Below are 11,978 nucleotides of genomic sequence, written 5' to 3'. Positions count from 1 at the left end.
GTGGATGGCGTGCACCGGCCGGTGAGCGGGACCACCCGCCCGGTGACGGGGCACGGCCGGCCGGGCTGGTCGACCGTGCCGGCGGACGACCAGCGTTACCGACCGCTCTACGCCCGGCTGCTCGGCCTGCGCTTCGTCAACCCGGGTGGGGTGCTCTGCTTCCTCTTCTTCGAGGGGGCGGTGGCGCTCGCGGTGCTTCTTGCCCTGGCCGAGTTGGTCAACTGGTGGGCGGTGCCGGTGCTGCCGATGGCGGTGGCGGTCATGGTGAAACTCAACGACGAGGTCGCCGAGCGGGTGGTCCACTCGGCGGCGCTGGTGCCGGAGCAGGAGCGGGACCGGTTCCGGCGGCAGGTCGAGCCGGTGGTCGGACGCGCCCGGGTGCCCTACGCCCTGCCGGGCGCGATGGTCACCACCGCACCTGCCCGCTGGGAGCCGGCCGACTCGCCGCCCCCGCCCGTCTCCCGCAGGTAGACCCGACCCGCCGCCCCGCCCGTCTCCCACGGGTAGACGCGACTCGCCGCTCGTCTCTCCCGGGTAGACCTGACTCGTCAGGGCAGCGCGGACGACGGGTCGAGGCCCGGAAAGTACGAAGCCGTAGGCCCCGGAGCACTGCTCCGGGGCCTACGGTCGGGTTTGGGTCGCTCGGTCAGGCCGAGAGCGAGCCGACGCGCTTCGAGATGGCCGACTTCCGGTTGGCCGCCTGGTTGGCGTGAATGACGCCCTTGCTGGCGGCCTTGTCGAGCTTGCGGGCGGCGTCACGCATCAGGGCGGTGGCCTTCTCGGCGTCACCGGCCTCCGCAGCCTCGTGGAACTTCCGGATGGCGGTCTTCAGCGACGACTTGACCGACTTGTTACGCAGCCGGCGCTTCTCGTTCTGCCGGTTGCGCTTGATCTGGGACTTGATGTTCGCCACGCGACAGCCTCGTCTTGATAGCTCGGTTTGGTCTGCATTACCGCGCGCGACGAGCATGCGTCATCGCCACGCGAAAAGCCAGGCTACCAGGTCGGTCCGGACGAGCCAAAACGCCCCACCCCCGCCCGGACCGGCCAGCCCGGCACGGCAGGTGGTCACCACCAGCCCTGCCGGGCGGCGAGCCAGCGCAGAGCCTGCTCCCCGCTGAACCGTCGATGCACTCCCAGCAGCGCGGACGGGCCCGCCGCCCCGGGCCGCCCGCCCCCTGGGCAGCCGCCGGGTAGCCCCGGCCGGTGGGGAGCCCCCGGCCGGTGGAGAGCCGCTGGCCGCCGCGAGGCAATCAGCCGCTGAGGAGCCGGCGACCGTTGAGAGGCCGCCAGCCGGCGGGGGGCCGCCAATCGGCGGGAGAGCGTCAGCCGGCGGGGAGGCGGCGGCTGAGGGTGGGCCGGCGGCGGTGAGGTAGTAGCCGCAGAGGGCGGCAAGCGTCACGTCCAGGGCGTCGGGCGGGGCGTCGGCCGCCGCCGGGTGGGCGGCGAAGGCCGCATCCAGGTCCACCCGGTCGCCGTACCCGGTGATCAGGAGGCCGGCCAGGTCGAACCAGGCGGGGCCGTGGCAGAGCCAGTTCCAGTCGCAGAACCAGGCCCGCCCGGCTGGGTCGAGCAGCACGTTGTCCAGCCGCAGGTCACCGTGGGCCAGGCCGGGTGCGGCTGCCGCGTAGCCGGGCAGCCGGGACTCCAGCGCGACGAGGTCGGGTAGCCGGTCGCGGGCCGCCGGGGGCAGTGCGGGCATCGGCTCCCGGCCGGCGGCCACCTCACCCCACCAGAGGATGTCGTCGCGGGCCAGCTGGGCCAGCCGGGGGAGGCCGAGGGCGGTCAGTGCGGCCGGCGGGTCGACCAGCGCGGCGGCCACCTCGGCGTAGCCGGTGAGCACGGCGGCCAGGTCGGCCGGGTCCCAGGGCAGGCGGGGCGTCCGCCCGTCCAGGGCGTCGAGGCCGACCGCGTACCAACCGGCCGCGTCGAGCGCCCAGCGTGGGCGGGGGACCGGCAGGCCGGCCGGCAGCCGGGCGAGGACGGCCAGCTCGCGGGCGTACCAGTCGGCCAGGTGGCGTTGCCGGGCCAACTCGGCGGCCTTGACGAAGACCCGGGTGCCGGCTGCCGTCTCCAGCACGGCGGCGAAGCCGCCGGTGAAGCCCGCGGTCGCGGTCCGGGCCGTGACCACCGGCGCACCGAGCCGGGCGGTGACCGCGTCCCGCAGGCCGGCGGGCAGCTCCCGCCAGTCGGGCCGCACGGCGGTGCGGTGGTACGGCGGCGGCGTCGTGGACACCCCACCATCGTGCCCGGTCGGGCCGAACCGGGTGCACCGCCGACCCGCGCGGCGCGTGCGCCCCGGCCGGGACGACGGTGGCCCGGCGTCGACCGGGTGCCGGCGGGGGTCTGGGAGACTCCAGGCCATGAGGACCGACGACTTCTGGCAGCTGATCGACCAGGCCCGGGCCGGGGGCGGGGCGAGGCCGGCGCGGTCGCCGCCCGGGCGGTCGCGCTGCTCGCCGAACGCACCCCGCAGGACATCGTCGGGTACGCGCACCACCAGCAGCGGGTGCTTGCCGCTTCCTACCGGGTCGACCTGTGGGGTGCGGCGTACCTGATCAACGGGGGTTGCTCCGACGACGGGTTCGAGTATTTCCGGGGTTGGCTGATGACCCAGGGGCGGGCGGTCTTCGCCGCCGCGGTGACCGCGCCGGATTCGTTGGCCGAGGTGCCCCGGGTCCGGTCGGCGGCGCTCAGCGGTGAGGAGTTCGAGTGCGAGGACATGCTGGCGGTGCCGTGGGACGCCTACCGTAAGGCGACCGCCACCGACCTGCCGGCGGAGCGGGACCGGGTGCCGGTGCCCGACCTGAACGACTTCTGGGACTTCGACGACGAGCAGGAGGCCCGCCGTCGGCTGCCGAAGCTCGCCGCCCTCTTCGTCGAGCCGCCCGAGGAGTGAACCCCGCCGGGCCCGCCCTCTCCGTCGAGGTGGCCGAGGAGTGCACCCCGCCGGGCCCTGCCGCGTCGGGTCCGGTCCGGGTACCCCAGGAGTGATCGGACCGGGTTCGCGGCGACGTGGGAGCATAGAGGGGGCCGGCGTGCGTCGGCCCGCTCCCGTCAGCCGACCAGAACGGACCGCTGTGCCACCGACGCTCGATCCCGGCGCGAACGCTCCTGGTGCCACCGACCCGGCGCGCATCCGGAACTTCTGCATCATCGCCCACATCGACCACGGGAAGTCGACCCTGGCCGACCGGATGTTGCAGCTGACCGGCGTGGTCGATCCCCGGCAGATGCGCGCGCAGTACCTCGACCGGATGGACATCGAGCGCGAGCGCGGCATCACCATCAAGAGCCAGGCCGTCCGAATGCCGTGGACCATCCGCGAGGGCGAGCGGACGGGTGAGCAGGCCGTCCTCAACATGATCGACACCCCGGGCCACGTGGACTTCACCTACGAGGTGTCCCGGTCGCTGGCCGCCTGTGAGGGGGCGCTGCTGCTGGTCGACGCCGCCCAGGGCATCGAGGCGCAGACGCTGGCCAACCTCTATCTGGCGCTGGAGAACGATCTCAAGATCATTCCGGTGCTCAACAAGATCGACCTCCCGGCCGCCCAGCCGGAGAAGTACGCCGAGGAGCTGGCCCACCTGATCGGCGGCGACCCGGCCGACTGCATCAGGGTCTCCGGCAAGACCGGTGACGGGGTGCCGTACCTGCTCGACGAGATCGTCAGGCAGTTCGTCCCGCCGGTCGGTGACGCCGACGCGCCCGCCCGCGCGATGATCTTCGACTCGGTGTACGACGTCTACCGGGGCGTGGTCACCTACGTCCGGGTCATCGACGGCCGGATCAGCGCCCGGGACCGGATCAAGATGATGTCCACCGCCGCCGTGCACGAGCTGCTGGAGATCGGCGTCATCTCGCCCGAGATGGTCAAGGCCGACGCGCTCGGCGTCGGCGAGGTGGGCTACCTGATCACCGGTGTCAAGGACGTCCGGCAGTCCCGGGTCGGTGACACCGTCACGATCAACGCCCGGCCGGCCACCGAGGCGCTCGGCGGCTACAAGGACCCCAAGCCGATGGTCTACTCCGGCCTCTACCCGATCGACGGCTCGGACTACCCCAACCTGCGTGAGGCGCTGGACAAGCTCAAGCTCAACGACGCCGCGCTCGACTACGAGCCGGAGACGTCCGGGGCGCTCGGCTTCGGCTTCCGCTGCGGCTTCCTCGGCCTGCTGCACCTGGAGATCATCCGGGAGCGGCTGGAGCGGGAGTACAACCTCGACCTGATCTCCACCGCCCCGAACGTGGTCTACCGGGCCATCACCGAGGACGGCCAGGAGATCGTGGTGACCAACCCGAGCGAGTACCCCACCGGCAAGATCGCCGAGGTGTACGAGCCGGTGGTGCGGGCCAGCGTGCTCACCCCGAACGACTACGTCGGCGCGGTGATGGAGCTGTGCCAGGGTCGGCGCGGCAGCCTGCTCGGCATGGAGTACCTCTCGGCCGACCGGGTGGAGCTGCGCTACACCCTCCCGCTCGCCGAGATCATCTACGACTTCTTCGACCAGTTGAAGAGCCGCACCAAGGGCTACGCCTCGCTGGACTACGAGCCCACCGACGAGCAGGCGTCCGACCTGGTCAAGGTGGACATCCTGTTGCACGGTGAGCCGGTGGACGCGTTCAGCGCGATCGTGCACAAGGACAAGGCGTACAACTACGGGACCACGATCGCGGCGAAGCTGCGCACCCTGATCCCGCGCCAGCAGTTCGAGGTGCCGATCCAGGCGGCCATCGGCAGTCGGGTGATCGCCCGGGAGACCATCCGCGCCATCCGCAAGGACGTGCTGGCCAAGTGCTACGGCGGTGACATCAGCCGTAAGCGCAAGCTGCTGGAGAAGCAGAAGGAGGGCAAGAAGCGGATGAAGATGGTGGGCCGGGTGGAGGTGCCCCAGGAGGCATTCATCGCCGCGCTCTCCTCGGACTCCGGCGACGCCAAGCCGGCCGGCAAGAAGTAGCCGCCCGCAGCGGGCGCGTACGCCCGGCCCGTCGGCTCGGCCGCGCCCGCGCGGCACGGCCGGTCCAGGTGTCCCACGACGGCCGGCGGACCCGGTGTTCCGACCGGGCCGCCGGCCGTCGGCATGCGCGCCCCGGTGTCGTACGGACGAATTTTTCCGCCCCGGCGTCGCTGCCGGATGGGCTGGCGCGAGTGCCCTGAGCTGCACGGACATCGACGGCCGGCGAACCGACGCAGCGGTGTTCGATCGACGTGCGGCGACATGTGTGGTGGTGAGTCGGTTTGGTTTTCCGGCGGGTCGGGAATCTAGCTGTCACGACAGGAACCACACATACCGTGTGACTCAATCTTCAGGAGGAGGGCGACCGTGGAGTTCACCGTCTGGGGCATCATCACCGCGCTCGTTGTTGGTCTCATCATCGGCGCTCTGGGCCGTCTGGTCGTGCCGGGCCGCCAGAACATGCCGATCTGGCTGCACATGCTGATCGGTGTGGGCGCCGCGCTGCTGGGCACCGTGCTGGCCCGGGCGATGGGCATCGCCACTCAGACCGCCGGCATCGACTGGACCGAGCTGCTGGTGCAGGTCGTCCTCGCCGCCATCGCCGTGGCCCTGGTGGCCGGTGTGGGTCGCCGCCGCAGCGTCACCCACCGGTAAGTCAAGCGGCACCGCTGAGCGGGCGCCCGACCCCCACGGGGTCGGGCGCCCGCTGGCGTACGGGGCCGGGCGGCCGGGGGTCGTCGCCGGTGGCGGGCGGTCTAGACCAGATCGTTACCGGAGTCGGTTTGGAAATTCTCCGCTTCGGGAACCTATCGATCACCACAGCAACAAACACTCACCAACGACATATCTACTGAAGGAGGACGGCCGTGGAGTTCACCGTCTGGGGCATCATCACCGCGCTCGTCGTCGGTCTCATCATCGGCGCTCTGGGTCGCCTGGTCGTGCCGGGCCGCCAGAACATGCCGATCTGGCTGCACATGCTGATCGGTGTGGGCGCCGCGCTGCTGGGCACCGTGCTGGCCCGGGCGATGGGCATCGCCACTCAGACCGCCGGCATCGACTGGACCGAGCTGCTGGTGCAGGTCGTCCTCGCCGCCATCGCCGTGGCCCTGGTGGCCGGTGTGGGTCGTCGTCGGGGCGTCAGCCACCGGTGACCCCGCCCGTCGGTCGGTGACCGGCCGGCACGGACCAACTCAGCGGATGCCCGCCCCCGGTTCGGGGGCGGGCATCCGCTCGTCCGGATGGTGACCATCGATCCCGACGGGTCGTCGCGGGGCCTGCCAGAGCGGCCCCCGCCTGCGATACGGTCGCCTCGCCGAACGCCCCGCCGTCCGCCGCCGTGCCGTCGACGGTCCGCTCGCGCGGGGCGGCACCCACCCCTGTCGTAAAGGAAATTTTCCTACTAGGGTGCGGCTGAGAAGGTAAATGCCGGACAGCGCGAGGGAGAAGTGGCGTGAACAGGTGGAAACGGCTGGCCCCGGTCACCGCCATCGTGGCCTCGGCCGCGATGGTGCTCGCCGGTTGCGGCGGTTCCGGCGACGACGAAGCCGCCGACGACAGCAAGCTGACGGTCTGGATGATGGGCGAGGGGAGCGACGCCCAGACGACGTTCCTCGACGGCGTCGAGACCGAGTTCCGGCAGCGGCACCCCGACACCGACGTGGTGGTCCAGTACATACCCTGGCTGGAGGCGCCGAAGAAGTTCCAGGCCGCGCTCGCCGGCGGCGAGGGCCCGGACGTCACCGAACTCGGCAACACCGAGACCCAGGGCTGGGCGGCCCAGGAGGCCCTCGCCGACGTCTCCGGCAGGTTCGGCAGCTGGGCCGACGGCAAGGACGTCCTGCCCGACCTGGTGCGCAACGCGCAACTCGACGGCAAGCAGTACGGCGTCCCCTGGTACGCCGGGGTGCGCGCGATCTACTACCGCACCGACTGGTTCGCCGAGGCCGGCGTGCAGCCGCCGAAGAACTGGGACGACCTGGTCGCGGTCGCCAAGGCGGTGCAGGCCAAGAAGCCCGGCACCTACGGCATCGCCCTGCCCGGCAACTCCGAGCTGCCCTTCTACTCCTTCCTTTGGGGTGCCGGCGGCGAGATCGCCACCGACCAGGGCGGCACCTGGAAGTCCGGTTACACCAGCCCGCAGGCGCGGCAGGCGGTGAAGTTCTGGACCGACCTGGTGACCGTGCACAAGGTCGCCCCGCCCGCCGCCGCCGGATGGAACGAGATCGACGCCCGTACCCAGTTCGCCACCGGCAAGGCGGCGATGGCCTTCGCCGGCAGCTGGCAGGCCGGCGCGATCAAGAAGGACAACCCCGACATCGAGAAGGTCTGGGGCACCTTCCCGATCCCCGGCCCGGACGGCAGGCCGGCCCCGGCCTTCGCCGGCGGCTCGGACATCGCCCTGTGGCGCGACAGCAAGCGGCAGGACCTGGCCTGGGACTACCTGACCGTGCTGCTGAACAAGAAGAACGCCCAGACCTTCGCCGGCAGCCTGGGGTTCTTCCCGGTCTACGCCGACCTCGTGCAGGGCGGGAACTACGCCGACGACAAGCTGATGTCGGCGTTCGCCAGCACCATGCAGCGCACCCGGGTGACGCCGCTGACCCCCAAGTGGGTGGAGGTCAGCCGGACGAAGACGGTCACCCAGGCGATGAACAGCTCGGTCATCAAGGGGCAGAAATCGGTCGAGCAGGCCACCGGTGACGCCGCCGCCGAGATGGAAAGCATCCTCAACGCCAAGTGAGCATGCTGACCGAGCACACCCGGACGGACGCCGCGCGGGAGACCCCCGCGCGGCGACGGTCCCGGGTGGACCGCCTGCCGTACCTGCTCCTGCTGCCCTGCCTGGTCGTGATCGGGGTGCTGCTGCTCTGGCCGTTGGGTCAGGTGGTGACGATGTCGTTCTTCCGGCTCGACAACGTCCGGCAGCTGCGCGGGGACCGGGAGTGGCCGTTCGTCGGGCTGGCGAACTACACCCAGATCCTCGGCGACCCGTTCTTCCGTACGGTGCTGCGCAACACGGTGCTCTTCGCCGCGGCGAACGTGCTGCTGACGATGGTGCTGGGCACCCTGGTCGGGCTGCTGCTGCACCGGCTCGGCCGGAAGATGGCCACCTTCGTGGCCGGTTGCGTGATGCTGGCCTGGGCCACCCCGGCGCTGACCGGCACGATCGTCTGGAAATGGATCTTCGATGACACCTCCGGCCTGGTCACCTGGGCGTTCAACGCCCTGCCCGACGGGCTGTCGCAGGCGCTCTTCGGCCGCACCGACTGGTCGGGTTACGGCTGGTTCAACTCGCCGCTGCTGTTCTTCGCGATCCTGACCCTGGTGGTGGTCTGGCACTCGTTCCCGTTCATCGCGGTGAGCGTGCTCGCCGGGCTCAAGAGCGTGCCGAGCGAGCTGCACGAGGCGGCCCGGGTCGACGGGGCCGGCCCGTGGACGGTGTTCTGGAAGATCACCTTCCCGCTGCTGCGGCCGGTCTTCGGCATCCTGGTGGTGCTCTCCACCATCTGGGACTTCAAGGTCTTCACCCAGCAGTTCGTCCTGGCCGGCGGCACCCAGGACCGGCCGACGTTCATGCTCGCCATCTACTCGTACGCCGAGGCGTTCTCCCCACCGCCCAGGTACGGCGTGGGCTCGGCCATCGCGGTCATCCTCACGCTTATCCTGCTGCTGGTGACCGGCCTGTACGTCCGGATGGTGCTCAGGCAGGAGGACGAGTCGTGAAGAAGGTCGCCCTCAACGGTGCGGGCCTGCTGGTGGCGCTCTTCGCCGTCTTCCCGGTCTACTGGATGGTCGCCACCTCGCTGAAGCCCAACCGGGAGATCTTCTCGGCCACCCCCCGGCCGGTGCCGGCACACCCCACCCTGGAGCACTACCGGGAGATCCTCACCGGCAACCTGATCCCGGGCGTGACCTTCGGCGACTTCCTGCTCAACAGCGTGCTGGTGGCGGTGAGCACGGTCGTGCTGAGCGGCCTGGTGGCGCTGCTGGCCGCGACGGCGGTGGCCCGGTTCCGGTTCCGGCTGCGGACCACCTTCCTGATCTTGCTGCTGGTGGTGCAGATGATCCCGCTGGAGGCGCTGGTCATCCCGCTGTTTCTGATGATCCAGCGGCTCGGCCTCTACAACACCCTGCCCAGCCTGATCCTGACCTACCTGGGCTTCTCCCTGCCGTTCGCGGTGTGGATGCTGCGCGGCTTCGTCGCGGCGGTGCCCAAGGAGCTGGAGGAGGCCGCCGCGATCGACGGGGCGAGCCGGTCGCAGATCTTCCGGAAGGTCCTCTTCCCACTGGTCGCGCCGGGCCTGGTGGCGACCAGCATCTTCTCCTTCATCACCGCCTGGAACGAGCTGATCTTCGCGCTGACCTTCGTCAACGACCAGAGCCGCTACACCCTGCCGGTGGCGATGACGTTCTTCTTCGGCCGGGACGACACCGCCTGGGGATCGGTGATGGCCGCCTCCACCCTGTTCACCCTCCCCGTGATCGTCTTCTTCCTGCTGGTGCAGCGGCGGATGGTCTCCGGTCTGGTCGCCGGTGCGGTCAAGGGCTGAGCCGGGACGGTGACCACCCGCGCCCGGCCGTACCCTGGGGCCATGACGGGCAGGGTGGCGGCGGTGAACCTCGGCGTGGTGACGCAGGCGCAGTGGGCGGGCGACGCGAGCGGACGCAGCGGCATCGACAAGCGGCCGGTCGACGGCCCGGTGCTGCTGCGCGCCGACGGGGTGGTCGGTGACTTCATCGGTGAGCGGGCCCAGCACGGCGGCCCCGACCAGGCGGTCTACGCCTACGCCCAGGAGGACGCCGGCTGGTGGTCGGCCGAGCTGCGCCGCGACATCCGCCCCGGCGGCTTCGGGGAGAACCTCACCACCTGGGCGGTGGACGTCACCGGCGCGGTGATCGGCGAACGCTGGGCCGTCGGGTCGGCGCTGCTCCAGGTCACCAAGCCGCGTACCCCGTGCCTGACCTTCGCCGGCTTCTGGGGGGTGCCCGACCTGATCAAGCGGTTCACCGTCCGGGCCATGCCCGGGGCGTACCTGCGGGTGCTGCGCGACGGCGAGGTCGGCGCGGGCGACCCGGTCGAGGTGGTGGACCGGCCGGCGCACGGCGTCACCATCGGCGAGGTGTTCCGGGCCACCAGCCTGGAACCGGAACTGCTGCCCCGGCTGCTCGACGTCCCCGACCTGCCCGAATCGACCCGGGAGAAGGTGCGTCGCCGGCTGAACGTCGCCGGCTGACCGCACCGGCCCGTCGACCCGTCAGGCGCGGTCGGCGAAGACCTCGGCCAGCACCCTCGCCTCGGTCGGCCGGCCGTCGGAGACCTTCGCCCACCGGCCGTTGTCGGCGCTCCACTCCAGACCGTCGAAGCGGACCCGTTTCACCCCGTGGTCGGGGGCGTGCGAGACCAACCAGTGCGCGTACCGCCAGCCGTCGCGGACGTCCGTGGCGGGCACCGTCACGTCGGTCAGCTCGGCCACCGCCCCGGCGTCGGGCAGACCCCAGTCGAGGGTCAGGCCACGGGTCAGCTCAGCCGCCGCCGCCTGCCCGCGCATCACCGGGGTACGCCCCACCGTGCAGGCCACGGCGCCGGTCGCCTCGCCGAGCAGGGCCCGCGCCAGCACCTGGGACTCGTCGGCCCACTTCTGGTACGCCGTCGGGTACGCCGACCGCTGCACCGCCTGGGCGGCGTCGGTGACCTCCATCCGCTCCCAGCCGCGCACCTTCTTCAACGCCTTGTAGAACCGGGTCGCCGCGTACCGCTGGTCGCGGATCTGCTCCGGGGTGCCCCAACCCTGGCTGGGGCGCTGCTGGAAGAGGCCGAGCGAGTCCCGGTCACCGTGGGTGAGGTTGCGCAGCCCCGACTCCTGGTAGGCGGTGGCCAGGGCGACCACCACGGCCTGTTCGGGCATCTGCCGTTGCATGCCGATCGCGGCGATGGTGGCCGCGTTGGCCATCTGGTCGGCGTCGAGCTTCACGGTGCCGTCGGCCTGAACGGTGCAACTGCGGCCCGCGATGGGGAGCCGAAGCTCCCCGTCGAACTGACGGACTCCCCAGCCCCCGACGATGGCGAACAACGCCACCACGACACCGGCTGCCACGAATGTCCGTGTCCGCACCCGCACCTCCTGTTTCAGGGTCGGAGCCAGCCTACGTCGTCATCCGGGGACCCCGGGTCGGTCGACCGGTTCACGTTCCCGCACGGAATCGGAAGAAACCAGCTCAATCCGTCGGTACCCAGGCGGCGTCCCGCCGCTCGCGGAACGCCGCCACGCCCTCGCGGCCCTCGGCCGACAGGAAGTAACCGGTGGAGCGGGCGGACAGGTCGGCGATCTCCGCCCGCAGGTCCGTGGCCGGCGGTCGGCGCAGCAACTCCTTCGTCCCGGCCAACGCCCCCGGCGCCCCCCGGACCAGCGACGCGCAGTACCCGGCCACCGCCGCGTCCAGCTCGGCGGCCGGCACGGCGGCGGTCACCAGGCCCACCTCGGCGGCCCGCCCACCGTCGAAGGTGTCGCCGGTCAGGTACAGCTCGGCAGCGGCCCGGGGATGCAGCCGGGGCAGCACGGTCGCCGAGATCACCGCCGGGATCACCCCGATCCGCACCTCGGTGAAGGCGAACGTCGCCTCCTGCGCGCAGACCGCCAGGTCCGCCGCCGCGATCAGGCCCAGACCGCCGGCCCGCGCCGGCCCGGCCACCTTCGCCAGCACCGGCTTCGGGCACTCCCGCACCGCCACCAGCACGTCACCGAGCATCCCGGCCGGCACCGACCCGCTGGCGTACGCCGCCGCCGTCTCCTTCAGGTCCGCCCCGGAGCAGAAGACCGGACCGGTGTGGTCCAGCACGACCACCCGGACCGCGTCGTCGGCGACCGCCGCGGCGATCCCGGCCAGCAGCTCGGTCATCAGCGCCGTGGACAGCGCGTTGCGGTTGTGCGGGCTGTCCAGGGTGAGCGTGGTCACCCCACGGGCCGTGGCGACCCGCACGAGTCGGTCGGGAGAGGTCATGCCGGGCACACTAGTGGC

General features: G+C 71.6%; 11 protein-coding genes and 2 pseudogenes. 9 read left to right on the top strand and 4 right to left on the bottom strand.

Going from position 1 to position 11,978, the window contains the following annotated elements:
- Nucleotides 1–42 precede the first annotated feature (42 nt).
- Nucleotides 43–471 carry a hypothetical protein gene (locus J7462_RS12915; protein ID WP_208570149.1) on the top strand — a complete coding sequence of 143 codons (429 nt, stop codon included), beginning with the start codon at nt 43–45 and terminating at the stop codon, nt 469–471.
- Between the two features lie 175 nt (nt 472–646).
- Here J7462_RS12915 and rpsT read toward each other — a convergent pair whose 3' ends face one another.
- Together rpsT and J7462_RS32195 are read right to left on the bottom strand one after the other, a co-directional pair.
- The gene (gene rpsT, locus J7462_RS12910) at nt 647–913 is read right to left on the bottom strand and encodes a 30S ribosomal protein S20 (protein ID WP_067311213.1); all 267 of its coding nucleotides are present in this window, start codon (nt 911–913) and stop codon (nt 647–649) included.
- A 450-nt stretch (nt 914–1,363) separates the two neighbouring features.
- A pseudogene (locus J7462_RS32195) lies at nt 1,364–2,365 on the bottom strand (phosphotransferase family protein); the annotation flags it as partial.
- On the opposite strand from J7462_RS32195, the pseudogene J7462_RS12900 reads away from it, so the two are divergent.
- The 8 genes and pseudogenes from J7462_RS12900 (at nt 2,364) to J7462_RS12865 (ending at nt 10,195) form a co-directional block, all read left to right on the top strand.
- Nucleotides 2,364–2,899, top strand: a pseudogene (locus J7462_RS12900) (DUF4240 domain-containing protein). The pseudogenes J7462_RS32195 and J7462_RS12900 sit on opposite strands and share 2 nt — an antisense overlap.
- Before the next feature lie 181 nt (nt 2,900–3,080).
- Nucleotides 3,081–4,958, top strand: coding sequence for a translation elongation factor 4 (gene lepA / locus J7462_RS12895; protein ID WP_219464288.1), 1,878 nt, complete (start codon nt 3,081–3,083; stop codon nt 4,956–4,958).
- 366 nt (nt 4,959–5,324) lie between these two features.
- Nucleotides 5,325–5,612 carry a GlsB/YeaQ/YmgE family stress response membrane protein gene (locus tag J7462_RS12890; RefSeq protein ID WP_219464287.1) on the top strand — a complete coding sequence of 96 codons (288 nt, stop codon included), beginning with the start codon at nt 5,325–5,327 and terminating at the stop codon, nt 5,610–5,612.
- Nucleotides 5,613–5,824: 212 nt separating this feature from the next.
- Nucleotides 5,825–6,112: a GlsB/YeaQ/YmgE family stress response membrane protein gene (locus J7462_RS12885; protein WP_208570119.1), complete on the top strand. Its 288-nt coding sequence runs from the start codon at nt 5,825–5,827 to the stop codon at nt 6,110–6,112.
- Nucleotides 6,113–6,411: 299 nt separating this feature from the next.
- Entirely contained in the window at nt 6,412–7,701 is a 1,290-nt protein-coding gene (locus J7462_RS12880; RefSeq protein WP_219464286.1) for a sugar ABC transporter substrate-binding protein, read from the top strand.
- The gene (locus tag J7462_RS12875) at nt 7,698–8,684 is read left to right on the top strand and encodes a carbohydrate ABC transporter permease (RefSeq protein WP_219464285.1); all 987 of its coding nucleotides are present in this window, start codon (nt 7,698–7,700) and stop codon (nt 8,682–8,684) included. Before J7462_RS12880 ends, J7462_RS12875 begins: the two co-directional genes overlap by 4 nt.
- A complete protein-coding gene (locus J7462_RS12870) occupies nt 8,681–9,511 on the top strand; it encodes a carbohydrate ABC transporter permease (protein WP_219464283.1) in 831 nt (276 codons plus the stop codon). Before J7462_RS12875 ends, J7462_RS12870 begins: the two co-directional genes overlap by 4 nt.
- 42 nt (nt 9,512–9,553) lie before the next feature.
- On the top strand, nt 9,554–10,195 hold the full coding sequence (locus tag J7462_RS12865) for an MOSC domain-containing protein (RefSeq protein WP_219464281.1): 642 nt from the start codon (nt 9,554–9,556) through the stop codon (nt 10,193–10,195).
- 21 nt (nt 10,196–10,216) lie between these two features.
- Here the strand turns inward: J7462_RS12865 and J7462_RS12860 are convergent, their stop codons facing one another.
- Nucleotides 10,217–11,080 carry a hypothetical protein gene (locus J7462_RS12860; RefSeq protein ID WP_208570114.1) on the bottom strand — a complete coding sequence of 288 codons (864 nt, stop codon included), beginning with the start codon at nt 11,078–11,080 and terminating at the stop codon, nt 10,217–10,219.
- 97 nt (nt 11,081–11,177) lie between these two features.
- Entirely contained in the window at nt 11,178–11,960 is a 783-nt protein-coding gene (locus J7462_RS12855) for an enoyl-CoA hydratase-related protein (RefSeq protein WP_219464280.1), read from the bottom strand.
- Nucleotides 11,961–11,978: the final 18 nt, after the last annotated feature.

Source organism: Micromonospora sp. RL09-050-HVF-A (assembly GCF_019374995.1).
Lineage (GTDB): Bacteria > Actinomycetota > Actinomycetes > Mycobacteriales > Micromonosporaceae > Micromonospora > Micromonospora antibiotica.
The sequence above is the reverse complement of the archived record's forward strand: the minus strand, read 5'-3'. Positions and strand labels throughout refer to the sequence as shown.